At 46.3% G+C, this 24,250-nt stretch carries 25 protein-coding genes; 6 read left to right on the forward strand and 19 right to left on the reverse strand.

The features are described from left to right. Positions 1 to 40: 40 nt before the first annotated feature. Positions 41 to 1,171 (reverse strand): glycosyltransferase, encoded by a 1,131-nt coding sequence (locus tag DSCA_RS04795; RefSeq protein WP_167527604.1) that lies wholly within the window; start codon positions 1,169 to 1,171, stop codon positions 41 to 43. A 144-nt stretch (positions 1,172 to 1,315) separates the two neighbouring features. On the opposite strand from DSCA_RS04795, the gene DSCA_RS32400 reads away from it, so the two are divergent. Next, positions 1,316 to 1,963 (forward strand): DUF4372 domain-containing protein, encoded by a 648-nt coding sequence (locus DSCA_RS32400; protein ID WP_155315349.1) that lies wholly within the window; start codon positions 1,316 to 1,318, stop codon positions 1,961 to 1,963. 564 nt (positions 1,964 to 2,527) lie between these two features. Here the strand turns inward: DSCA_RS32400 and DSCA_RS32880 are convergent. After that, a complete protein-coding gene (locus tag DSCA_RS32880; RefSeq protein WP_197904742.1) occupies positions 2,528 to 2,704 on the reverse strand; it encodes a transposase in 177 nt (58 codons plus the stop codon). Then, the gene (locus tag DSCA_RS33125) at positions 2,701 to 2,880 is read right to left on the reverse strand and encodes a transposase (protein ID WP_407924270.1); all 180 of its coding nucleotides are present in this window, start codon (positions 2,878 to 2,880) and stop codon (positions 2,701 to 2,703) included. The genes DSCA_RS32880 and DSCA_RS33125 overlap by 4 nt, the downstream gene beginning before the upstream one ends. Here DSCA_RS33125 and DSCA_RS32410 point away from each other — a divergent pair. Next, positions 2,800 to 3,102 carry a hypothetical protein gene (locus DSCA_RS32410; RefSeq protein ID WP_231716591.1) on the forward strand — a complete coding sequence of 101 codons (303 nt, stop codon included), beginning with the start codon at positions 2,800 to 2,802 and terminating at the stop codon, positions 3,100 to 3,102. The genes DSCA_RS33125 and DSCA_RS32410 overlap by 81 nt on opposite strands. A gap of 259 nt (positions 3,103 to 3,361) precedes the next feature. Here DSCA_RS32410 and DSCA_RS04810 read toward each other — a convergent pair whose 3' ends face one another. From DSCA_RS04810 to DSCA_RS32415, 11 genes are all read right to left on the reverse strand, one after another. Continuing rightward, positions 3,362 to 4,765: an IS1380 family transposase gene (locus DSCA_RS04810; RefSeq protein ID WP_155315350.1), complete on the reverse strand. Its 1,404-nt coding sequence runs from the start codon at positions 4,763 to 4,765 to the stop codon at positions 3,362 to 3,364. 287 nt (positions 4,766 to 5,052) lie between these two features. Next, complete coding sequence (locus DSCA_RS04815; protein ID WP_155315351.1) at positions 5,053 to 6,042, reverse strand: GDP-mannose 4,6-dehydratase; 990 nt, start codon at positions 6,040 to 6,042, stop codon at positions 5,053 to 5,055. Between the two features lie 28 nt (positions 6,043 to 6,070). Further along, entirely contained in the window at positions 6,071 to 6,835 is a 765-nt protein-coding gene (locus DSCA_RS04820; RefSeq protein WP_155315352.1) for a glycosyltransferase family 2 protein, read from the reverse strand. Positions 6,836 to 6,837: 2 nt separating this feature from the next. Continuing rightward, a complete protein-coding gene (fcl, locus tag DSCA_RS04825) occupies positions 6,838 to 7,773 on the reverse strand; it encodes a GDP-L-fucose synthase (RefSeq protein ID WP_167527605.1) in 936 nt (311 codons plus the stop codon). Further along, positions 7,766 to 9,013 carry a glycosyltransferase family 4 protein gene (locus tag DSCA_RS04830; RefSeq protein WP_197904744.1) on the reverse strand — a complete coding sequence of 416 codons (1,248 nt, stop codon included), beginning with the start codon at positions 9,011 to 9,013 and terminating at the stop codon, positions 7,766 to 7,768. The genes fcl and DSCA_RS04830 overlap by 8 nt, the downstream gene beginning before the upstream one ends. Positions 9,014 to 9,056: 43 nt before the next feature. Next, positions 9,057 to 11,342: a hypothetical protein gene (locus tag DSCA_RS04835; protein ID WP_155315353.1), complete on the reverse strand. Its 2,286-nt coding sequence runs from the start codon at positions 11,340 to 11,342 to the stop codon at positions 9,057 to 9,059. 543 nt (positions 11,343 to 11,885) lie between these two features. Beyond that, on the reverse strand, positions 11,886 to 12,398 hold the full coding sequence (locus DSCA_RS04840; RefSeq protein ID WP_155315354.1) for an IS1595 family transposase: 513 nt from the start codon (positions 12,396 to 12,398) through the stop codon (positions 11,886 to 11,888). 95 nt (positions 12,399 to 12,493) lie between these two features. Beyond that, a complete protein-coding gene (locus DSCA_RS04845) occupies positions 12,494 to 13,354 on the reverse strand; it encodes a hypothetical protein (protein ID WP_155315355.1) in 861 nt (286 codons plus the stop codon). 10 nt (positions 13,355 to 13,364) lie between these two features. Next, complete coding sequence (locus DSCA_RS04850; protein ID WP_197904745.1) at positions 13,365 to 14,006, reverse strand: class I SAM-dependent methyltransferase; 642 nt, start codon at positions 14,004 to 14,006, stop codon at positions 13,365 to 13,367. A gap of 10 nt (positions 14,007 to 14,016) precedes the next feature. After that, a complete protein-coding gene (locus DSCA_RS04855) occupies positions 14,017 to 15,045 on the reverse strand; it encodes a glycosyltransferase family 2 protein (protein WP_197904746.1) in 1,029 nt (342 codons plus the stop codon). 116 nt (positions 15,046 to 15,161) lie between these two features. Further along, positions 15,162 to 15,362, reverse strand: a complete 201-nt coding sequence (locus DSCA_RS32415) for a hypothetical protein (protein WP_231716592.1) — start codon at positions 15,360 to 15,362, stop codon at positions 15,162 to 15,164. Between DSCA_RS32415 and DSCA_RS32420 the strand changes: the two genes are divergently transcribed. From DSCA_RS32420 to DSCA_RS04875, 4 genes are all read left to right on the forward strand, one after another. Beyond that, positions 15,273 to 15,497, forward strand: coding sequence for a DUF4372 domain-containing protein (locus DSCA_RS32420; RefSeq protein WP_231716586.1), 225 nt, complete (start codon positions 15,273 to 15,275; stop codon positions 15,495 to 15,497). The genes DSCA_RS32415 and DSCA_RS32420 overlap by 90 nt on opposite strands. A 133-nt stretch (positions 15,498 to 15,630) precedes the next feature. Beyond that, positions 15,631 to 16,143, forward strand: coding sequence for a transposase (locus DSCA_RS04865; protein ID WP_167527606.1), 513 nt, complete (start codon positions 15,631 to 15,633; stop codon positions 16,141 to 16,143). A gap of 18 nt (positions 16,144 to 16,161) precedes the next feature. Next, positions 16,162 to 16,521, forward strand: a complete 360-nt coding sequence (locus DSCA_RS04870; RefSeq protein WP_269434704.1) for a transposase — start codon at positions 16,162 to 16,164, stop codon at positions 16,519 to 16,521. Between the two features lie 98 nt (positions 16,522 to 16,619). Beyond that, a complete protein-coding gene (locus DSCA_RS04875; protein WP_155315358.1) occupies positions 16,620 to 16,778 on the forward strand; it encodes a hypothetical protein in 159 nt (52 codons plus the stop codon). A 560-nt stretch (positions 16,779 to 17,338) separates the two neighbouring features. On the opposite strand, the gene DSCA_RS04880 is transcribed toward DSCA_RS04875, so the two are convergent. The 5 genes from DSCA_RS04880 to DSCA_RS04900 all read right to left on the reverse strand — a co-directional run bounded on the left by DSCA_RS04880 (position 17,339) and on the right by DSCA_RS04900 (position 24,248). Then, positions 17,339 to 18,178, reverse strand: coding sequence for a glycosyltransferase family 2 protein (locus DSCA_RS04880; protein ID WP_155315359.1), 840 nt, complete (start codon positions 18,176 to 18,178; stop codon positions 17,339 to 17,341). A gap of 79 nt (positions 18,179 to 18,257) precedes the next feature. Next, positions 18,258 to 19,514 carry a glycosyltransferase family 4 protein gene (locus DSCA_RS04885; RefSeq protein WP_155315360.1) on the reverse strand — a complete coding sequence of 419 codons (1,257 nt, stop codon included), beginning with the start codon at positions 19,512 to 19,514 and terminating at the stop codon, positions 18,258 to 18,260. A gap of 32 nt (positions 19,515 to 19,546) precedes the next feature. Beyond that, positions 19,547 to 20,440, reverse strand: coding sequence for a class I SAM-dependent methyltransferase (locus DSCA_RS04890; RefSeq protein WP_155315361.1), 894 nt, complete (start codon positions 20,438 to 20,440; stop codon positions 19,547 to 19,549). 10 nt (positions 20,441 to 20,450) lie between these two features. Beyond that, positions 20,451 to 21,761 (reverse strand): glycosyltransferase family 2 protein, encoded by a 1,311-nt coding sequence (locus tag DSCA_RS04895; RefSeq protein ID WP_155315362.1) that lies wholly within the window; start codon positions 21,759 to 21,761, stop codon positions 20,451 to 20,453. Between the two features lie 3 nt (positions 21,762 to 21,764). After that, positions 21,765 to 24,248, reverse strand: coding sequence for a glycosyltransferase (locus DSCA_RS04900; RefSeq protein WP_155315363.1), 2,484 nt, complete (start codon positions 24,246 to 24,248; stop codon positions 21,765 to 21,767). Positions 24,249 to 24,250: the final 2 nt, after the last annotated feature.

Consider the following 24,250-nt stretch of genomic DNA (forward strand, 5'->3'; position numbering starts at 1 on the left):
GTTAATATATAGAGAAGCCAGCATTGATCGAACAGGGCCATCAGTGGTCATTTAGCTTTAGAACGTCTTTGTATAATTCCAGTGTCTTTCGAACCATTTTTTCTGCCGAAAACATTTCTTTCACTCTTGTGCAGCCACAAGAACCTAAGCGAACGCGCATTTCAGGATTATTGACAAGATAGTTAATGGCGTCAGACAATGCAGTTACATTATCGGGCTGGATTGTTATTCCCGTCTGTTGGTTAATATTAACAAAGCTCGTCCCTGTTCCTAATTCAGCACAGATTACCGGTTTACCGCAACACATGGCTTCAACCTGCACCATTCCGAACGCCTCACTCCTGAGATGAGAGGGCAATACAAAAACATCACAGGCCTTGTAGTATGCATTGACCGCTTCGTCTGTCAGTTCACCCAAAAAATGGATTTTGTCGTCTAAATGATGGGTTGCAACAAGGCTTCGCAGGCGCTGTTCTTCAGGTCCGACGCCGATCAAAAGAAGTCTTGCCTTCACCTTTTCCATCGCAGGAATCAGGTAATGCAGGCCTTTGTAATGACGAAACCGGCCGACAAATAAAATCAGGGGAATGTTCCCATTTTCATTTTTAATCTTTTCTATCCTCGGGCCATCACTATTGGCTGAAAATCGCTTTACATCGATCCCCAAAGGAATGACGGTACACTTATCTTTAAAAGCGTTGAGGACCTTCGATGTTTGAATATAGTCTGGTGATGTTGCAATGATCCTGTCCGCCGCCTCCAGAAAGCGTTTTCTGAACGGCGAATAGAGCTTGCCCAGTTTATCCTGCCGGATGATGTCGCTGTGATACGTGACAACCAGCTTCTTTTTTAAATTGCTGAAAAAATATGAAAATTCAGCGGTTGGGTTAGGATGGTGGAAATGGATGATGTCCGCAGCCTGGCCTAACCGATTCAAATGGCAATAAAATGTCGGCGTCAGCGGGGCGGAGTAAAATCGTCCCAACTGAGGCGCCTTGGAGACGGTGATGCCATTATGTTTTTCTACCTGGCTACGGTGACTGGTGTTTGCCACCAGCACTTGAACATCCACCCCTTTGCCTTTCAAACCGTTTAACAGGAGATTCAGGTGACATTCGATCCCACCTTTTACAGGAGGATAATAGTCTTTATAAACATGTAGAATTTTCAAAAAGATACACCTTATGGATTATCACATTTGTCCAAAAACAGATTTGAATGGAAGTAGTTCGATGAGCACTTGAAGAAAAACCTCCCAGTAAGGCATGGTTTAATCGCCAAAAGAAACCGTTAGCCAAACAAAGGAGGCAAACAGATGGTACGCCATGCAAGCTTGTTCAGTCAACTGGTTGCTTTGTTTCATCGAGGTCACTTTTTCAATCTGGTTTTCCGCCATCAAGCCGAGCGGTACGCCAAAGGCTTCGGCAACTGGGATCATTATGTAGCCATGCTTTTCTGTCAACTCGCTCAAGCAAAGAGTCTACGTGAAATCTGTGGCGGATTGTCCTGTTGCCTTGGAAAACTTCGTCACCTGGGGGTGAAAAAGGCCCCTAACAATTCCACGCTGTCCTATGCCAATGCCCATCGTCCCTGGCAGATGTATCGCGATCTGTTTTATCAGACGCTTGCCGTGTGCAAGATGGCTGGTCCGGGCAAACACCGGTTCCGGTTCAAAAACAAACTGCTGTCGCTGGACAGTTCGACTATCTCACTGTGTCTTTCACTTTTTCCCTGGGCCAAGTTCCGCCGGGCCAAAGAAGCCGTCAAGCTTCACCTGCCATTGGATCATGACGGGTATCTGCCGACCTATGCCTATATTTCCAACGGCAAAAAGCATGATGTCACCATCGCCCGTAAATCGCTCTGGCACCGTATTCAATCGTTGCCATGGATCGGGGATACAACGATTATCGACTATATGCGTACTGGACAGAAAATCGGATCTACTTTGTCACCCGCCTAAAGAACAACGCCGATTACACCGTGCTTGAAGAACGATAGACCCCTTTCAATCGAAATATCCTGGCCGACGAACTGATCCGGCAAATAGAGTCGTTCTTCAAGGCACTCAAACAGCACCTGAATGTGAAAACCTTTGTCGGAACCAGCGAGAACGCGCTGTATATCCAAATTTGTACAGCATTGATCGCCATGCTGCTAATCAAGTACCTGAAGTTTAAGTCCCGATTCAATTGGTCGTTGTCAAATCTGGTGGCTTTTCTCAGATGGAATCTTTTTACTTACAGGAATTTATGGGAGTGGATTGATAGACCCTTTGATGTCCTCCCCGTAAAGGCTGAGCCTGTCCAATATCTGCTTCCGTTTAAGGGAATTGGACAGCACCAATTGAAAACGGAAACCTGATCCTGAAATTTGGGTCCTTGGTAACTTAAACGATTGAAATATCAAAGAGTGATTTCAGAAATCTGATTATCTTGGACAGCTTTGATGGATTATATCGAATCAAATGATTTTTCTCAAAATTAGTCAATGAACTACCCCGCCGCAAGCAACGGGGTATCGGGAGTCAGAAAAGCTCCAGTTGTTTATGCACCAATTTTTGTTTGTGTAATTGCTTATAGGGGCCGTGTTTACCATGCCTTTGGATATATTGACGGATTACATCTTCATCAGCATGTTCACCAACTGTCGATACAAAATAGCCGTCTGTCCAAAACTCGCCACCCCATAATTGCTCTTTCACAAATGAAACGGCTGAAATATCTCCCAGGCGATAATTCTTTTGATCTTCGTCACTATTTTCGTCGGACTATAGGTTGGTACAGATTGGATTAAAAAATGGACGTGATCCCCTTCTGTGCCAATTCCCAGAAACCGTATTTCAAACCGCTTGGAAATTTCTATGCAAACGTCCTTCAGGACCGCATCTACTTCATCGGTGATTACCAAACGTGGAACTATTCTATCATCAGCACGATTCAGCCAACTCAATCAGAATCCCGGCCTTTGTTCCTGATAATTATTTTACCCGAACCACGCACATTGACATCGTTTATCCCGTTTTTCTCCTTATGGATCGAAGAACCAAAAAATGTGGATGAGGTTGGTCAAATCGGTAAGACCGCTTTAACAGGATGTTGAAAAACTATTGCACTTGTCAATACGGTGTTAAAATTCATCTCAAAATGCTCACTTATCACTACCTAAACGAGGCGATTTTGGTTTTGAACAGAAGTATCCTGGTAAAACACGGTAGAAAAAGCGGAATCGGCTGAGAATTTGAGACTATTTCTCCGGACAAGCCGTCCTGACCGAGTTTATTTCAGGCATATGTTCACATTTCTCTGCTTTTACGCGCACCCCTCCGCCGGTTTTACTCCGAATTTTGTTTTCCTGCCGGTTATGCGATAACCGGCGCTGTGCGGCACCGTTCGAACAGGTCCGGCAAGCGGAGGCTTGCCGCACAGGCCTTGGATACCTTCAAAATCGTTTCTCCACTGTGGGATACAATCTTGCCGGCGATATCGATCAGCCGTCTGCGCACCGTGGAGGCATAGGAACCGATCGATAATACCGGCGCACTGACATCTTGTTTAAACGATTCGAGCAGAAAATGACCGACCAGCATCATATAGTACCAGGCTGCATTGGGAGCGAATCGTTTGAAAGGCAGTTGTTCGTGACCGAAATCCTTCAACGCCCGGTTGGCCAATTCGTCGCTGCCGCGTTCATGATAGCAGGCGACGAGCCCATTGGTGGTCAGATATTCCACCGCCCCAGCTTTTTCCAGCATACCGTCGATCGCCTGGCCTTGACCGATGTTGGTGATAATGACGGTATCAGGGCGAAAGCCGGGAAGGTAAAGCTGTTTGCTGTCATCGTGCATCAACCGACAAAAAATCGCGCGGCGGAACCGTTTCCAGTTGCCTTGCCGGCAACCGAACTCGGCATATTGCCAGGCTTTCTTCTTGCCGGATTCGAACCGTTTCCACTTGGACGAATCCCAGTTGTCCGCCATATGCTTGATGTCTTTATACACCTTGCCGCCGCAGGCATAACCGACATGAAGCGTTTCGCAAATCTCGAAGATTTTCTGGTCGAAAAACCCGCTGTCCATGCGGATGATAATCGGCACATCCCCACGGTATTCGCATCTGATTTTAAGAACCATGTGCCGGATCATATTCAGGACCGTATCGCCGTGATTGGAATGTTTGTCCCCACTACGAAACACCGCATCGACAATGAAGCGCCCCCAATTCATCTGCAGGGGTTGAAAGCCCTTTTTCTTCTTGTATGTGGGCTTCACGCCGTGCCGGCATTTTGCATCGTCATTGTCCATGACCATCGTATCGATACCCAATTCGATCACATCGGGTTGCGTAATCCGCAGACGCCAGATGAAAAGGGTCTGCAAAAGGCGGCGGAACAAAAAGACGCGCGTCCAGGCGAATGCTTTGAAAAAGCGTTTGATTTGATGAGAAGAGGCCATGTCTTCGATTGGCGTCTCAATGCTGCCGGCATAGCCTTCATCACGGGAAATCTGGTCGAAGTATGCCAGGCGCCGACTGGTTCCATCGGCAAAAAAGCAGAGAACTTGTTTGAAAAGCTCTGTAATCTCAATTCCTTTTCGGTTTTTTCGGATGGATCCGAACCAGCGGTCGAACCAGCCAAAAACTTGAATGCCGTGCATATACGCCACGAACAGGGCCAGCCCGGCTCTTCCGGTCAACCGGTCGGAAGTCGTTTCGATGCGTCGAATTTTGAGTTCATTTTGTCGGTAGTTTTTGCTATGCTTGCTCATAGAGTCCTTTACCTATTGGGTGTGTTTACGCTTGTTGTAAACTTGGCGGTTTTTAACAAGCATTATAACACGTTATCCAATTTTAAAGGACTCTTTTTTTATGAAAATCGCGTATTTTAGGCACTAATAAACTGCGCTTTCTCGCCGACTTTTTCCTTGTCTGCCCTGCGCTCATGACATTTTTCAACATCCTGTTGATGCAGAGAAATTTATGGGTTTTTTCGCGGGGAGGGGGGTGGTAGAGGTGGTCGATGTATTCAACGTTGAAAGGCACTTAGCTTTATCTATTAATCCTGCATGGACAATTCAGCATCCACCATCATCCGCGCAACATCGCACATGTCATAACTCGCCCGCCAACCAAGAAAACTATCTACCTTTGACGGTTTTGCCCGGCTTATGAGGATATCAGTAGGTCGTAGAAGTTTGTTATCATTTGAAGTATACCGTTCCCAGTCAAGGTTGAGATGCTCAAAAACTGCCTGCACAAATTCACGCAGGGCATACGTTTTGCCGGTGGCCACGATATAGTCTTCCGGTTCATCCCGTTGCAGCATCAGCCACATGGCCTTCACATATTCCGGCGCCCAGCCCCAATCTCTTGCGATATCGATATTCCCGAGTTTGAGTTCAGAACAGCGCCCGGCGGCGATGTCAACGGCAGCTTTAACAATCTTTTGGGTGACGAATCGCTTCGGCCGCAAGGGAGATTCATGGTTAAAGAGGATCCCCGAACAGGTAAAGATCCCATACGCCTCCCGGTAATTAGCCGTCTGCCAGAATGCAGCGGCTTTGGCCGCCGCATAAGGGCTGCGGGGTCGAAAAGGCGTGGTTTCCGTTGCCGCATCGCCATTGGTATTGCCGAAACATTCACTGGACGATGCATTATACAGCTTGGCCGGCAATTTCAGGAATCGCAATGCCTCCAAGAGGTTCAAGGTCCCGATGGTAATGCTTTCAAATGTTTCCATCGGTTGTTCAAATGACAGGCCCACGGATGTCTGGCCGGCCAGATTATATATCTCTTCAGGCGATATTCTGCTTAAGACCTGGATTACACTTCTGAAATCATTCAGCGTCATGGACGCTACGCTAACTTGGTCTCGAATCCCCAATTGATGAAGGTTATGGAAGGATGAGATTTGTGCGTCACGTGAAGTGCCCCAGACCTCATACCCTTTTTCTAATAACAATTTGGCCAGATACGATCCATCTTGGCCGGAAACACCTATGATCATAGCCTTTTTGTTGGAATATGCTTTTTTTTCAGTTTCCATATGGCATTTCAATCTTTTCCCTTTTTTATCATTGATAGTGCATTAAGCTCCTTTTACACATCGCTTTGAACCATACCGCATAGGGTTGGGCCAACCACCACTTTATTGGCACGCGACCATAATGCTTGCGCACCACCTGTATTGCCTCCTGATAGTGCTGTCGTCGATGGTTTTTGGTCTTGGTAAAAATATGGTCGCGATTGACCGCAACATAATCATCGAAAAACTGCAATTTTCCCAACCGCTTGTACAGCCTCCACCACAAGTCGTAATCCATCGCCATAAACAGGTCTTCGTCAAGCCCCCCCACATCTTCCCACGCTGACCGTCGAATCAGTGTTGCCGGCTGGGAAACGATGCAGCGTAAGGCCAGACGATGTTCATTGAAAGGCTCTACCCATACAGGATAGCGCTTCTCACTTTTTTTTCGGACGTTCCATGAACGACCGTAAACTGCAGGTGCCTCAGCGTGCCTTTCCAACTCTTTCACCAATTTGGATAAGCCGTTCGGCAACAGCCAATCATCACTATTCAACCAGCACACGTAACGCGCATGGCCCCTAGCGATGCCTTCATTAATTGCCGCAGCCTGCCCGTTATCGATATGGCTGCGCCAGCCATGCAGTCGATGCTCCCATTTTCGAATTACCTTTATGGAGTCATCAGACGACCCACCGTCTATCACAAATACTTCAACAGGTACGTTCTGCTTAAATATCGAGGCCAGCGCATCATCCAAGAATTCTCCTTGGTTAAAAGAAGGTACCGCGATCGTCACCAGCGAGTTCGGCATGGCTAACCAACCTCCTTGCTGAGGAAATCGGCATAGGCCATCGCGATGCCATTGCGAAGAGACGTTTGCGGTTTCCAACCCAACGCCCGCATTCTGTCAATGTTTAAAAGTTTGCGTGGCGTGCCATCCGGCTTATCTGTATCAAAAGCGACATCACCATTGAAACCTACGACATCAATTACGGACTGTGCCAATTCACCGATGGTTATATCTTCACCCGTTCCGATATTGTAGATCCCGTCAGAAATATCCAATTCCATGAGAAAAATGCAGGCATTTGCCATATCGTCAACGTATAAAAACTCACGCATCGGTTTACCGGATCCCCAAACAACCACTTCTTTATCACCTCTGATCTTGGCTTCATGCGCTTTGCGAATCAGCGCCGGTAGAACATGGCTGTTCTCCAGGTCATAATTGTCATCAGGGCCGAATAGATTGGTCGGCATAACCGAAACGTACTGGGTACCGTACTGGCGATTATAACTTTCACACATTTTAATTCCGGCAATTTTAGCGATGGCGTATGGTTCGTTAGTTTGCTCCAGCGGACCGGTCAGCAAATATTCCTCTTTGATCGGTTGGGGACAATCACGGGGATAAATGCAACTGGAACCGAGAAACAAAATTCTTTTAACGCCCGCCTGCCATGCGGCGTGAATAAGGTTCAACTCAATCATTAAATTTTGATAAATAAACTCAGCCCGATAGGTATTGTTAGCATGGATGCCGCCAACTTTGGCGGCGGAGAGAAAAATGTATCCCGGTTTTTCTGTTTTTAAGAATTCGTTAACCGCACTTTGGTCAGTAAGATCTAATTCTGCGTGAGTTCGTGTCAGCAGATTCGAATAACCTGCGGAAGACAGTTGACGACATATCGCTGACCCGACCATGCCCCGATGCCCGGCAATATATATTTTGGTTTTCTTGTCAATCATGTTTTCCCTTCTTGTCAATCCGAGTAATCCGTTTGGGAGAAGCAACGGCCTCCTCATAAAGTGCCAGAAGCGATCCAGCGCTGTGTTTCCAGTCAAACAGTGCCGACCGTTCTCGAGAAGCAGTTCGCATTCCACAACACGTTTCCGTTTGGGCAGACAAATTCAACATCGCCTGAATCCATGCGTCTGTATTTTCCGGATCGAGCAAAATGGCCGCGTTACCGGCCACCTCAGGAATGGAAGATGTGTTTGATGCAATTGTTGCTGCGCCAAACTGCATTCCCTCAAGGACAGGAAGGCCAAATCCTTCAAAAAGTGATGGGTAAAGGTTGGCGTAACAATTACGATACAACCAGATCAATTCCTCGTCCGATATATAACCCGTCATTATTACATGATCTGAAATACCCAGGTATTGAAGATGTTGTTGAAAATCTTCCATCAACCAGCCTTTTCCCCCTGCCAGCACTAATGGATAAGTTTTGCCACCACGTGTGAGATAGCGCGCGTAGGCTTCGGTCAGGAATCGCTGGTTTTTTCGGGGTTCTATAGTGCCGACATTGAGCCAAAAACCGCCCGAAACAACATTATCGAGTGCCTTTGGGCGTTTTCCTTTAGCATTGGAATCCGCAAAGCGTGAACATGGGTAAATCACACGAATGCGTTCCTTCGGAAAGTGTGGGAACAGTTTTAGATAATGCGCTCGCGTAGCCTCCGAAATAGCTACTACCCAATCGGCAGCAATCGCCGAGCGGAAGACGCCATCGAAACAACCCAACCGATTGGCCTCGGTTGTCCAAGATGAATTTATAATAAAACCCATGTCATAGAAAGTGTATATTAAACGACTTGATGTTAGCTGAACGGGGCACCAAAAGTTGTTGGAATGAATTATATCCGGTTTTCCTATAGCGGCCTCTGTGTCAAATCCCGTCCAGAATACACGCGCGGTTTCTCGCGAAAAATGCCTGGGCCCGTATCGTACGCCCCTACCCTTATAAGGTTTAAGGATAGGCATAAATATATCAAAATAAAAATCACCAAAGCTTGGAAAAAGCGAATAACGATGCTCCGGAAAAAGTTCGAGCATGGCTTTTAACAACGCATGGGCAAAATATCCGCAACCGGCTTTGGTGGGGCCTGTTTGGGAAATGTCAAAACCAATATGCATGTGCCGAATCACAGCCAATCTATGATAACCAGTTGTGCCTTTTGCATTGCTGATGATAAAGATGGGCATTGTCTATAAGAAACACTGAGACTATGGCCATAATTTAGCTTTGTCACTTAGAAACCAGATCAATCCTTTTAAGCATTATGCCCAATGTTCGCCAATCTCGTGAACCTGATAGTTTATAAGGTGATGTAGCATTTGGAACCGAGATGGAAATCTCTTGGGTCAACAACTCATTATTTAGCGGTACAGATACTTTATGGGTGCCGAAAGAATTTGCCACAATCGTTTTATTCCAACTACCGCTTAATTCAATGCTACTAAATTTGATGGATACTGGTCGGTTTTTGCTGGCACCGAAGACATTAAACTTGATTAATGCATTGCAATTTTTGGTCTCACAATCTTTAGGGATAGGTAGCGTTACCTTTGAATCTGCTTTAGACCAAACGTGATTAGTCTCTAAACCGTGCCATCCTTTTCGAAGGAGTAATGAACTCTCTTTATGAACGGAATTAAAAACTATCGGATAACAAATCTTGTCAAATAAGGTGTCTAAAACAGCCTTACGCGTCGAGTCTTCTGCGTATTCCGAACTCAGCCGGATCAATGTGAATAAATTCGAATCATCCACACTAAAATAGGGTGAATTTTTTACAGCATCGATGACACCAGATAGTTTTTCTTTCTGTTTTGTTAAACAGTCTGTCCCTAAATGACAAGGCCAGTGGTGGGAAGCCCAAAGCATGTCAAAATAAGGAAAGACAACAACATCAGTAGTCCTCTCAAGTAGCATTTTTAGTATCGTAGGGATTTTATCAGTATCGATTTCACCCCTCACCGCTATCATATCCTGTGGCCAATTCTTTTGTGCTTCTAGTAGATTCTTATCACCACCGATATTGAACGTAAAGAATCCTGTTCTTGGAGCCAGATAGTTTGCGATAAAATCATTGCCCCAAGGTAAAAAAACAACTGTTTCATCTTTTTTTATGTGTTGTCGAAGTTTCGAAACAAGATCCCTGTCAATTTCATGAAACATATTTCTCATAGAAATTCCATGTTGCCAGCTATACGATAAATTCGGTATGTTTAGTACGATCAGAACTACCAAGGTCGACAACCATAAGCCAACTCCATGTTTCCTCCGTGCGCTATCGGCCATTCGGAGCATAACCAAGAGCCAGAGAGCAAAAACGCCTAGCGCGGACCAACGGTAGGATGCTCGCATTACATTAAAACCCGGTAATCTTTTAGAAATCCATTCATTTCCGGTGGGCATGACAGCATGTTCGGCCGACATTAAAACACTTTTCTCTTTAGGATGCGTTAGTTGAAGAGACTCTGGTTTGGTAGAATTTATTTTTAACGAAGGCCCGAGTGCCATGTAGAAGCCAAACAGCGCGACCAGTAGGATACCTGTGGCAGTTTTAGTCTGCCTTCTGACGCTCTTCCAAGCGATAAGCCCAGCCAGTATTACAGGGAGTGAAAAAGTAGTGATCCATACTGTCGAATCACCAAAATAAACCGTATTGCTGCGTTTTATGCTCATGCCAATGATATCCGGCAACCAGTGAATGCCTTTGGTCGGAATTGCAAGAAAGGACAAGTCAAGGCCCCATCCCCTGAAAATATCAATTGATTGTGGATAAAAATTTGATTTGCCGATATATGAACTATAAAGAAAATACGCTATCGTAAAACTGACAATGTGAACCAAAAATGCAACTCGCAAAATGGTTTTTTGCTTTTCTGGATAAGTTATCACCGCGTATACAAATAGAATGCTCACGCCCGCTGCAAACATCATGAACGTGTAACCATCCATGAAGACCGCGATCAAGGCCGCAATAAAATAGATTGCAATTGTTGGAGGTGAAAGTTCTTCTTCAGAGTCGTTAAAAAATAATTTCAAGGCGGCTAAAAAATAGAACGGCAACAAAGCAACACCGATTGAAAACATGGTAAGATTGGCACTTCCCCAGACAATTGGCATACTCATCCAAGCTACGGCTCCGAGTAAAGAGGCCAATCTTGAAGACCCATATCGCCTGGCAATTCGATAAGCAGAGAAGAAAGCCAACAATAACCAGAGGTCGGCCATTCCAGCATAAGCATCACTGGGATGTAAGCCCATTCGAATCAGCAAACTAACCGGCCAGGCACCTGCTAATCCGAATGCCATGGCCGCGGGCTTGGGAAGCCCAAAGTCATGAGCATGAATGGAGAATACGGAGTCGTTTGCAAACGACTGTGAAAATCCCGTCGCCCACACAACATGGCCAAGAGTTGGAAGTTTTAAAAAAGGAATTGCCCCATATAAGGATAGTGCAAAAGAAAATGCGGCGATCGCAAAGAGTATCTCACAAGTATTCCAATTCTTATCTTTATTCATAAATTTTATAGACTCTTGAATTCAGCGCAATGCTTGTTTGTAAATGAAAAAAAGGGAAGGTATATTCAAGAATACGATTCTCTATTAAGCTCAAGTGACAACAAGGTACTCAGATATGGGGACCATATCCCATTTGATTGTGTTCCAAACGATCCTTGAAGATTGAACCACCTGCTGGACGATACGCATGAATTTTTTACCGATGTTTCTTGATTTGCGGCGATTGAATCGAAAGACATACTCATCCAGATAATTCTGAAGGTGTTTCGGTTCAAAACATCCCTGAAAGGTTCCTCTGATCAGTCATTTGACCAAGGTTATCACCAAGTGAACACCGCACTAGTTTTCGTGATCGTTGCTCTTGCTCTGGTTTGTTGTTTCGCGGCGGTACTGCTCTTTATCAATGATGTTATAGCTTGGCCATTTATCTGTGGCGATGGTTGCACCGGGCTCGATATTGTCGAGAATGAAGGTCTACAACGAATACCCTGAACAGTCCAAGGCGACATGTAAACGAATGCGACCCATTCGTTTTTCGATGCTTCACCGTTCAACGGCAATAGCGACAATGGTTTTGCCTTCAGCCCCGCGGCCCCGTTTACCGGATTGTTTACCGCCGAGGACAAATTCGTCAACTTCAACGCGCCCGGATAGCTTTTCACGCTCATGACGGATGTCACAACGACGGAGCTTTTGAAGCCAGGTCCAAGCGGATTGATAACTGCCAAAGCCTATCAGTTCCTTGAGGTTCACCGCGTTGATGCCGGATTTCCGGGTGGTGAACCACCACATGGCTTTGAACCAATAAATGATTGGTGTTTTGGAACTGTCCATCATGGTTCCGGCCGTTAACGAATGCTGGAGCTCGCATTGCGTGCAAATATACAGAGTGCTTGAACTCAGCCAGTACTGCTTATCGCCACATTTTTTACACACAAAGCCATCTGGCCATTTTTGCTTGAACAGATAACCGAAACAGGCTTCCGGTTTTGAAAAACGTTGATCGAATTCGATCTCAGATTTTGGGAAATCCCCGGTAATGGTAAAGTCTGTCATGGCGGCCTCTTTCTGTTGGTTATGAGGCCAGCATAACACCGGCTTGTGACAGATACGGTCACAACTGGCTTACTGGAACTTTATAGAGAGCGAAATCAAGAATTCCGGTTTGTCGACAAAGCTATCAAAAAAAAGACGAAATCCCCCGTCACCGTCATCACCCGCCCCAATATCACCGCAAGTAATAAATCTGCCTCGCCTACGATCCCCTTAAGTAAAAACAGAAGCACCAATTCCCTAACCCCCACGCCTGCGGGCGCACCAGGGGTTATCAGACCCACCAGCCATGCCAACACATAAGCCCCGCACAAAGAAAACCAAGGAGCATCGCTAATTCCAGGGCTTACGACCATCAGTTGAATTATCCCTAAAAACAACAATCCCGAGATAGCCAAAAAAACCACATATAAGCCAAACGCACGAGTAAATTGTGGCCCGATGAAACGCCAAAAAAGAGCGGCTGCGATCCCCATCACCGCTGGAAAACCAAGGGCGCCTACTTTCGTTGGGAAGTTTGTATGGATCAGCGGCAGGGTCAGTACGATGAATAGTACAGCAGTGGAGGAGATTAAAACCAGTTCCCATACAGCAGATTTTATTAGAGGGCTGGCGCGGACCCCATCCTTCATTCCAATGGCCTGTCGGCCTGCAAGATGAAAAATATTTCCGGGTACATATTTGGCGATTTGAGAAAGGCCGTACGTCCTAATCGCCCAGAGGCGAGAAGTGCCGGCGCCGAACTGTCCCAACAAATTCCGCCAGGCCAATGCGAGCATCAAGTTGGAAAGGCCATAGATTATGGCAAATCCGCCCAGCACAGACCACGCAGTTAAATTAAAACGGGCGAAATCAATATCGGTGCCGTAGTCACATAACTGAAGGGCAACGAAGATAAGTCCCAGAACAGCCAGGATACTGCCGCCCCAGTCTATACAACGTTTCAGGATTGGGTGCATGACTATTATGTCAGTGATTTGAGCGACACAGCAACATGGTCCATGGTATTGGGTTTCTCACTTCTATTACCTCGAAGTATTTCGCTACCAGTCGCACAAATCCATCCTTTGACCAGTGCTGAATATGCCCTGGTGTATTCCCCCAATCCCATAGGTATTTCCCTCGTGCTATATTGAGTCCGCGCCAGAGTGGTTCACGAGGCACACTCACAATCAGATGCCGATCAACCACTCGCTGGAGTGCCTGTAGACCGGCCTCAGGTTGTTCTAAGTGTTCGATAACTTCGCAACAGACAACAAGATCAGAGCTGTCTCTCCCTGACTCCAAATCATAAATGCTACGAATATTAAACAACGAAGCGGACAAACCACGTTTCGTTGCATTTGTACGGGCAATTTTAATGACATGGGAAGAGAAATCACATCCCCGTGTGACCAAGCCCTGCTCTCTCCAACGCAGCACCCAATAGCCCTCACCGCAACCGATTTCATGTATTTCGGTGGGGGAGACCTTGGCGACAAGTTCGGATAATGCCGATTCAAATCCTTCCATAATCATTTTTACGATCGGATTCTTCGAGCTGTATTTGTCATACGTATTACCGACGATGATCCCGTTTTCTTTGGTTCCGCCTGAAATTTTCAAATTCATGAGTGGTCCTTTAAGAAGTGAGATTTGATTCGCTCCTCTCAATACCACCGATCGATAATCGTAGAAAGTCACATTTACGATTCTCAGAATCAAGATTGTTGTTGTGAAATCGTACTGCCGTCTTGACTCGAACATCCTCGATCAATTTGCGATTCGCCGCTAATAAATCAGCAACAAAGGCGATCAATATAGTCTGGAAGCCCATTCCCATCAATAAAGCAGCCAGGATAAGCGACTGTATATGCCCCTCGCCTTCACCACCAAAGTATTTCCACAAAAAACGTAATCCGATCAGGAAACCCGCACTTGAAAGCACGGCACCGATAGTACCGAAAAAACGAAACGGTCGGTAGATGATAAAAATTCGGATGATGGTGACAATACTCCGTTTGATATATGATGGTATACTTTTCATCAACCGGGATGGGCGCAAGTCTTCATTGACCCTGATAGGGACAGAGGTGATCGCCATGTTTTTCTGTCCTGCTTGTATTATTGTTTCCAATGTATAAGTGTAGTCGTTGAAAACCATGATCCTCTGTGCAGCGGAACGGCTGATAGCTCTAAAACCGCTGGTTGCATCTGGTGTGTTTGTCTTGCTTGCCAACCGAACGACCAAACTCCCGAGCTTTTGCAGCAGTTTCTTGATCGATGAGAAATGTTCGATGGTTTCGATAGGCCTGGCACCAACAACGATGTCTGCGCTCTGCGCGAGGATGGGTGTGACCAGTGATGGAATATCGTCGGCGTTGTACTGATTATCGGCGTCTGTATTAACAATCACATCAGCTCCGAGGCACAAGCATGTATCCAATCCGGTCATAAAAGCATGCGCCAAGCCCCGGTTGTGAGTGTGACGCACCACATGGTCCACACCATTTTCCTGTGCAATGCGCACGGTGTCATCTATGCTACCGTCATCGATAACGAGCCATTCGACGATATCGAAAGGGGGAATTTTCCGCGGTAAAGCAGCCAATGCGATCGATAAAGTCCCCGCTTCATTGTAACAAGGAATCTGAATGATTAGTTTCAACATATACTCCTAATTGTCTTCTTTTTAGAAAATATCCGCATGCACACTTGTTCAAAAACAGATTTGAATGGAAGTAGTTCGATGAGCACTTGAAAAAAAGCCTCCCAGCAAGGCATGGTTTAATCGCCAAAAGAAACCGTTAGCCAAACAAAGGAGGCAAAAAGATGGTACGCTATGCAAGCTTGTTCAGTCAACTGGTTGCTTTGTTTCATCGAGGTCACTTTTTCAATCTGGTTTTCCGCCATCAAGCCGAGCGGTACGCCAAAGGCTTCGGCAGTTGGGATCATTTTGTAGCCATGCTTTTCTGTCAACTCGCTCAAGCAAAGAGATCTTTGCACAACCTATGGAAATTTAGGCATCAGATCTATCCGCCGCACCCACCGGTTGTGCCTCTAGTTCATTTTAACTCAATATATCAGTGTGTTATCGTATTTTACGCTTGCTTTTTATTGTAGCCTGTGATACATATCTTTCAATATTACAAATACTTGGAGGATATTCATGGGCTACAAATAAATGAGCAACTCCCTCGGATTCGCTGACCTGGCACTCGCAAGCTCACTCAAACATAACCGCAGCCTAAAACTGATGCACACGCTCAATGACCCCATCGAGTGGAAGCGCGTTGAACAGATCCTTATAGCTCATTATACCGTGGGCACCAGCGGTGAAGGTGCTGACGCCTATCCCCCGCTGCTTCTATTCAAATGCATGCTCCTTCAAAAATGGCTCCGGATCAACTCCGATCCCGAACTCGAAAACCAGATCAATGACCGGCTGTCGTTTAAAAAGTTTCTGGGGCTCTCCTTTGATCGGCCCTCCCCCGATCATTCCACCTTTTCCCGATTCAGATCCCGGCTGTCAAAAAATGCCATGGATCAGATCAACTCTGAAATCCTGCGCCAGTTCGAAACCAAGGGACTGACCATCAATGAAGGCATCGCCGTCAACGCCAGACTCGTAAAATCCGCCAGCAGGCCCATCAGCAAAAAAGAAATTGATGAACTCAAGAAAAAACGGGCCACACCACAAGGTAAACTCGATAAAAACGGCAAACCCAAAAAATTCTGCAGGGACCTAGATTCAAACTGGGTCATCTAAAACGATATTCCCCACTATATCCTCAAAGAACATGCCTCCGTGGACACCAACCACGGCTTCATTCTGGCAACCACCCTGTCCGAGGCTTCGGTCAACGACACCAACTATCTCGATTACTGCACCGTGTTCAACAAACATAACAAAACGCCCATCAAAAAGGTCTATGCCGATAAGGGATATGCCGGGAAACCCAACCGTGACTTTCTGGCCGGAAACAAAATTGCCGATGGCATCATGCGAAAGGACTCAACCACGGCAAAGCTCACGGATCTTGAAATCCAACGCAACAAGAAGATCTCCAAGGTTCGCTACATTGTCGAACAATACTTCGGAATCAGTCATCTGAAGGATAACGCCCAACGGGCCCGGTTCCCGTAAATCGATAAAAACCGACTGGATGGCTGGTATCGACAGGCGGCCTACAATATTCAAAAGGGGCTTAAAATCCTGAAACTGGCCACCGTGTAGGTGGATCGGTGCGCCCGGAAGATCATTTCTGGGTTAAGCACCTTGAGATCAGCCCTCAAAAGGGCTCAATGGGCGGCCTGATAGTGACATATCTCCTGATTTTGATCGTTGCGGTTGCTATCTTCTCCTCGCCGCTTTCGAAAAAATTAATCGGCCATATAAAATGAGAGGGGGATCCTGATCTTCAAACCTCTCGCGCTGTATATCCAGATTTGTACAGCATTGATCGCCATGCTGCTAATCAAGTACCTGAAGTTTAAGTCCCGATTCAATTGGTCGTTGTCAAATCTGGTGGCTTTTCTCAGATGGAATCTTTTTACTTACAGGAATTTATGGGAGTGGATTGATAGACCCTTTGATGTCCTCCCCGTAAAGGCTGAGCCTGTCCAATATCTGCTTCCGTTTAAGGGAATTGGACAGCACCAATTGAAAACGGAAACCTGATCCTGAAATTTGGGTCCTTGGTAACTTAAACGATTGAAATATCAAAGAGTGATTTCGGAAATCTGATTATCTTGGACAGCTTTGATCCGCATGAAACAATTGGATCATGAAAGCTTCCTGCCAAAATACTGCCCACCAAACAAAGAAAAAATAAAATACGAATCCAGTTTGAGCTTTCGCAACAGCTATAAAAATTTACCCAAGAATAAGGTCATGGTTCGAAAACTATAAAAAATATCGTTCCTGTCTGGAAATGCATTTTTTGTATTCATCGATAGTGACCCTATTTCAGCATTTGACTTAACAATTTTATGGATATATTATGATTCCAAAAGAATGAAGCCCACATGGTTAAAAAACCCAAAAGAATAGTCTTTTGAATCAAGCGTTGTTTAGGGAAATACTCTTGTACCACCACATGTGCATAATTAATCAACCATCGATTCGGCACCCTGCCAAACAACAACTTAAACATATCGTTTATTTCCTTGTGCACCTTCAAACACGAACCCAATGTTTTATTATCAGCGTATAGTCTGGAGCCAGCAAGTTTTTCTGAGAGATAGCCAAAATGCACACCAGCATTACCAAGTCGCAACCAATATTCATAATCCATACAATAGGTTAACGACTCATTAAACAACCCGTTTGTTTCCAGTACGCGACGACGTAAGAACAGGGCCGGCTGGCAAATGTAGCAGGTTTCTTTCAGACGCTCAAAGTCCCAAGGTTCTGTCGGATAGTTTTCGAAGGCGTTGTCATCAAGGTCGATATGGTCGGCCATGCCATAGACCACGTCAATTCTTGGGTGGGCGCTAAAGTAGGCAGCTACTGCAGCTATAGCACCGGGGTAGTAGATATCATCAGAATTCAGCCAGCCAATAATCTCCCCTTCAGTCGCGCAGATCCCTTTATTGACCGCATTAGTTTGGCCCTCATCTTTTTCTGATACCCAGCGTACCGCTGGAATAAACTGCTTAAGAATTTCAATGGTTCCATCTGTGCTACCGCCATCGTATACCACATGTTCAATTTCAGCGCCTGTTTGGCTTGCCACGCTTTGCAACGTACGCTCGATGAACTTTCCCTGATTATACGAAGGAGTAATGATGCTGAACTTCATTAACATTTTCCATCAATGCATGCAATATAAAGCTTTTTAACGCAATAAATGGCCAAAACTATTTTGAAGTTATTCAAGGTCAGGTGTTGAGATTACCGGATAGCACCGATATGAAAACACCCCAGTAATCAGAAGCCATAAGTTCAGTGTCGGAAAACAACTCTGATTGCCGGTAGCCATCCTCGACAAGTTGGTTCCGTAGTGCCTTATCGTTTACCAAGGCAATCAATGCTTGGGCGATATCCAGCGGTCTTTTTGGGTCAAAAAATACGGCCGCACTACCTGCCACCTCAGGCAACGAAGTTACGTTGCTGCATGCCACAGGCACTCCAACTGCCATAGCCTCAATGACCGGCAGACCGAAGCCTTCATATAATGAAGGAAATATCAATCCGCCGGCATTATTTAGCAATATCGAAAATTCAAAGTTGTTTAAATAGCCAGCAAAGGCAACCCTATGTGCAAGGCTGAATGCCCCAACTGCATTCTGAATAAAATCTTTTCGTGCATTTGGTGCTCCGGTAAAAACCAATTTTATATCTTGCGGCAACCCTTGGGCACATGCCATCCCGAACGCCGTAATTAACATTTCATGGTTCTTGTGCTTCCAAAAATTTGCCGGATAGAGCAAATAGCGCTGTGGAGAAACCTCCAGTCTTTTTAAAATCTCGGTATCAGCAGTTTCGGTTGAAGAAATACGCTGGGCCATTTTTGAGTGTATGGTTCTGATTTTGTTAGAAGCTAAATTACAATAGGCTATTGCGGAATTCCTCGAATAATCTGAAACCGCAACAAGCATGGTGGCTTTGCGGCATGCATTCAAGAAAGTGCTTTTTCGATAAGCTACATCTTCTGGTTCAAAAAACTGGGGGTAGCCAGCGAATTGAAGATCATGTATGGTGCAAACTGTTGGAACATTTCGATCGAAAAACGTTGGCGCCGTGAAAGGGCAAAAAAGTAGATCCGCGCCTATTTGCTGTAAAATTCGCCGCCTGCCAGCACGCTTGAGAAACCCGCTTACGATATAGGCACCTTGAGCCAATCGTCGCCTGAAAAAGCCTGGAAGCCGAGGCTTCAAGTTTGAATAAAAACCCTTGACATGGGTATGGCTGACTGCCGACCCGGGCGTCCCGAAGACCATCATTCGCCGTACGTTCTCGATGTCAAGATTAGCAAGTTCGTCGTGCGATGCCGCCTGGGTAAGCAGGATGAATTCAGCCTGAGGGGCGAGTCGGGCAAGACCGCGTATCAATTCAACCGCGAAGACTTTCGCCCCCCCATTCTCACCACCTGGGAGGATGGGGGTTATGTCGATGACGACGGTTGGCGAAGCCAAATTCGTTCCAGATTTATAATCCAGGTTATCTTTCAATGCTTGTAAAGTAATACTGACAAACCTTTGGTCATTAGTTCATCTCTTGACAGTCCAGTTTTTTTAACAGCGGCAATTAATTGTTCCTCGTTTCGAACCTCGTCCAACAATGGAGCAATCCACTCGACTTGCATTGGACAATCATATAGAGTTTTTTGTATTTCTTTGATGCCTTTTCGGTTAAGGACGTTGTCTTCGTATATCCATTCACAGGCTTCGTGAACACTAAGCGGCGCACCTTGAGGCCAGCAAGAGTTCAAGTATTCCATCATTTCGTTTTTTGACCACAATAAGTGGGCCCAATCAGGCACAAGCTTAGAAATCTTCCCTAAGTGGTGGAGATGATGCCCATAGGAACATGTCCATATTGGTTCAAAACTGATAAGCGCAACCCCTTCTCGCCTGAGTACACGATGAAATTCAGATAAGGCAATGCCAAGATTACCAATATGCTCAAACGTCGACATTGTGACAATTGCATCAAACTCATTGTCATTAAAAGACAATGATTCGGCATTCATATATGTCAACCTGCCATGACCCGTCTTTGTTTTTATTGCAAGGTCTTCACTAATATCCAGGCCGATGCCAACATAGTCTAAAACACCTAAAGCTAACGATTTTTCTAATGCATACCCATGGGGAGAAGCGCCAACATCAAGAACTCTGAGCCCTGACAAAGGTCGAATACTATTTAATGAATTGATTATTGAATGATTGTATTGGCGTATCGCGTCAAGCATCTCAGAATTCGGTTGAGTTGCATTATAGGCATCAACGGTTTTAATATAAGCAACCAATTCAGGACAGTTCTCCGAGTTTGTGGTGCGGAGGAATAAATTACGAAGTTTTGAGGTCCAAGTAATTGCTCTTGAGGATGTGTTATTCATAAGAGTACCATTAATTTTTATCGATCTCCACGCTGCCTAACCGCAGTGACAGTTTGCGTTCGTCCTCCCCTCCGAATAAATCGAAAGGCACGAAACAGGAATTGGTTCTAAGTTCCAACGATATCATTTGGCCCCGGTAGGGCGCCACATCGGCAGATAGAGAAAAGTCGGCCGCTTCAGTGATCCTCTTTGATTCAGCCAGTGTGCCGTTTATGAATAGTTGAACTTTTATTTTTCGATGGGTTGGTTGAGGGTAATGTGTGGCAGTAACCACTACCCTTTTCCCATCTTCTAAAACTGAAATCTGTTCGCGATATATCGGTCCGATCCAGTCGTCAGCATAGCGACCGGAAAAGCCTTCATCGATCACTGCAAGCCGTTCGAATAACCTTACTCCCTTTGCTGTTAACCAGCCATAGAAAAGTCGATCCCGCGCCATCCGTGGCGAGGCGATGAGGGTCGCAGAAAACTGAGCAGCAGCGGCAAGGTATCGCCGGTTGGTGAATGCGGTTTCCGCGCGACGGGCATGATGGCGAGCACGCTCGTGCAGTTGTCGATTGTGCAGCCAGTATGAAAACTCACAGCGCCATCGCAATGGCGACAACCATGTCCCCCAGTGTTTCCGACTGACCTTGATCGAAAGTTCGAGCACCTCAGCCTCGGTCCGTTGCGATGATTTGGAGTTATCGTGCATGCGATAGGTGCTGAATACCTCATCAACACAGTGAAAGGAGTAGTGCCGGCTGAAGCGGCAGAACAAATCGTAATCAAGGGCATGATGTTCATCGACATCAAGACCACCGCAACGTTCCCATACAGCGCGGTGCCAAAAAACCGACGGCTGAGGAATGGTATTGTAACCACGTTTCCAGATTGCCAAAAGGTCGAAATGGCTCACATATTCGGCGGGATGTTCGATGCCAACGTAACGCGAGCCTTCGCCGGTAAACACACACCGCCCCATAATCACATGGCAACCTCTGGCCGCATCAATCTCTACGGCAACACGATGAAGAATTCGCGGGAAATACGTATCGTCAGAATTCAGAAAAGCCATTATTTCGCCGCTGGCTCGCACAAACCCCCGATTCAGGGCATCGGCCTGGCCTGAATCCTTTTCTACAAACAATTGAAAAATCGCCGGAAATCGGCGAACAAAGTTTTCTGCTATGACTATCGAACCGTCAGTGGAGCCACCATCCTGGATGATCACCTCCAAGGATGGGTAATCCTGATCGACAATGCTCTGAAGAGTTTCTGTCAGGTATTGGGCTTGGTTAAACGAAGGTACAACAATCGATATGGTGGGCAATGGCTTCATAATTTAGCAATTGTAACATTCATTGTACACACGCTGGTAAATCGACATGGTCTGGATAGCACTGCGACGTGCAGAAAACACTGGGCGACGGCGGACCGCCGCCTCGGAAAGCGCCAATCGCAGTTCTGACTTGGTGGCGACATCAAACAAACTGGTTGCGATCTGGTCGACGTTAGTCGGATCGAAGGTGAGTGCCGCCTCTCCTGCCAGTTCCGGAAGTGAAGTCACATCAGAACACAATACAGGCTTACCAGCAATGATAGCTTCTGCCACGGGCATGCCATAACCTTCAAACAGGGACGGGAACACTAATGCCAGGCACCCTTGAAAGAGGGCCCGTATTTCAAGCGGCGAGCGAAAGCCAAGGTGCATCACCCGAGAGGATAGATTGTTGTCGCGAATCATTAACGCGGCAGGATGGTCGGCCGAAAAGGGGCGTCCTGACATCACCAATTTGATGTCAGCCGGCAGTTCTGACACGATACGCGAAAATGCATCGACCAGCCTTGCATGGTTCTTGTGCAGCCAGCAATGCGCGGGGAAAAAAAAGAATGGGGAGGACAGGTTCATCCTTTTAAGCAAATCGACCCTTGCCGACGAACTTAAAGGCTGCCATACATTGCGACTTGGAATAATCCAAACAGTGCTCATTTTCTCAAGCGGAATACCATATTGGCGATGTACATCCTGACGGGTAAATTCCGAAATACAAATGATGTGCATGGCGCGCTCAGCCGATTCGCGGTACAAACGTTCCCTTTCCGCGTATTCATCCTGAGTGAAAAACTGTGGATAGTGCAAGTGTTGCAGATCATTAATCGTCAGTACACCTGGAAAACCGATCATGTCCGGATGGGTGTAACCGGCCAATGAATGAACGATGTCGAAATCCAGTTTATTGTAGGCTGCCAGTGAACGCATCGGCGGCGTCAATACTGGGTACATGCCGAAACCTTCGGCCAGTTTATTGACCACAAATGAACGGGCAACCTCGAACTGCCTCGACAGGGGGTCGGAGTAGTGTCGCTTTATCTGAAAGCCTGAAGGTAGGTCCCATTCGGTGCAGGCGCTGCGGGGAGCGAAAATACGATAGGCATTTTTTCTGTCCAATTGGCCTATGGCAGCCACCAATTCGTAGGTGGCCTGTTCTATACCACCGGCCTTGCCTAGCTCCATCCATCGAAGATCATACAACAGTTTATACGGGCGTTGTTTTTTTATCTGTATGGCCCGTTCGACCAATGCCTGGAATTTTGGCGCCGCAGAAGCAATGGAGTTGTAGCTTTCCACCTGGTTTTTTGCGGCTTGCGCTACAGATGCTTCTTTCGGCGACTGGAGTACTGCTGTGACCCGCCGGGCAAAATCAGCAGGTGTGTCCTCAAGCCAGCAGTGCGTTCCGTTTTTTGCGCCTGTTCCTTCTGCTGCCATCGTGGTACATACAACAGGAACACGCATTGACCAGGCTTCAAAGAATTTTTGCCTCACCCCACCGCCATAGCGCATCGGTACCACATACACTGCAGCGTCCCAGAAATACGGGCGGATATCCGGTACATTCTCATGGAGTTCACACTGGGGATTCGACTGAATCGCCTCCACTATCAGTTTTGCTGGAATCATGCCCACTACCTGAAAAATTGCTTGTGGGCATTGCTGATGCACCAGCGGCCAAATTTCCTGTAAAAAAAAAAGTACCGCATCAACATTGGGTGGGTGCGATAAATGGCCGGTAAAAAGCACCACCAGTCCCGGTTTATGCTTCCAATCATTCGGCCGCGGGATATAGTAATTTGTGTCTACCGGGATGGGCGCGACATATGCTTCTGCCTTCATTCGAAAAATTCGTTGCGCGCGTTGACAGTCCAGTTCCGACACAAAGCCAACCACATCGACGTGTTCCGCTATTCTTTGCTCCTGATTAAAAACCGCCTTTATTTCTTTGGGTGCCGTGGGAGTTTCCCCTGGCAAGGGAATGACACGCTCAAGGTAATCCGAGCGTACATCATGAAAGTATACCAATCTGGCTCCACAAGCCGGCAAATAATCCAACCATGGCTCAATACCGGTTTGGATCAAAACCATGGCACCCCATTGACCATGGCTAAGGGCGCATAATAGTTGTGGGGCACAATTGGCAAGAATCGATAGTTTATCAAAAGCATCATGCGGCTGAGCTTCGATTTTAAGTAATTTTTTTAGCACCCACCAGCGCAATCGACCTGGCATGCGCCTAAACCATGGCCTAAGCTTTCCCTGAAAAGCAGAAGAAACCAGAAGCGGTACTTCAGCGGCATGGCGGGGCCAGAAATACGAACGGAAAAGAAATGCCTCGAGGTTAGCCACACCTTGTTCAGGAAAAGTGCTGTAGCAAGGGGCCAATACCGCAACATCATGATCACCGGCAAGGTAACGAAGATTGAAAAAATCAACTCCCATTTTCCCGGGGAAATAAGGCAGGTCGGTTGTGAGGACGAGAATTTTGGCCATTG

The organism is Desulfosarcina alkanivorans, assembly GCF_009688945.1.
In the GTDB taxonomy this organism is placed as follows: domain Bacteria; phylum Desulfobacterota; class Desulfobacteria; order Desulfobacterales; family Desulfosarcinaceae; genus Desulfosarcina; species Desulfosarcina alkanivorans.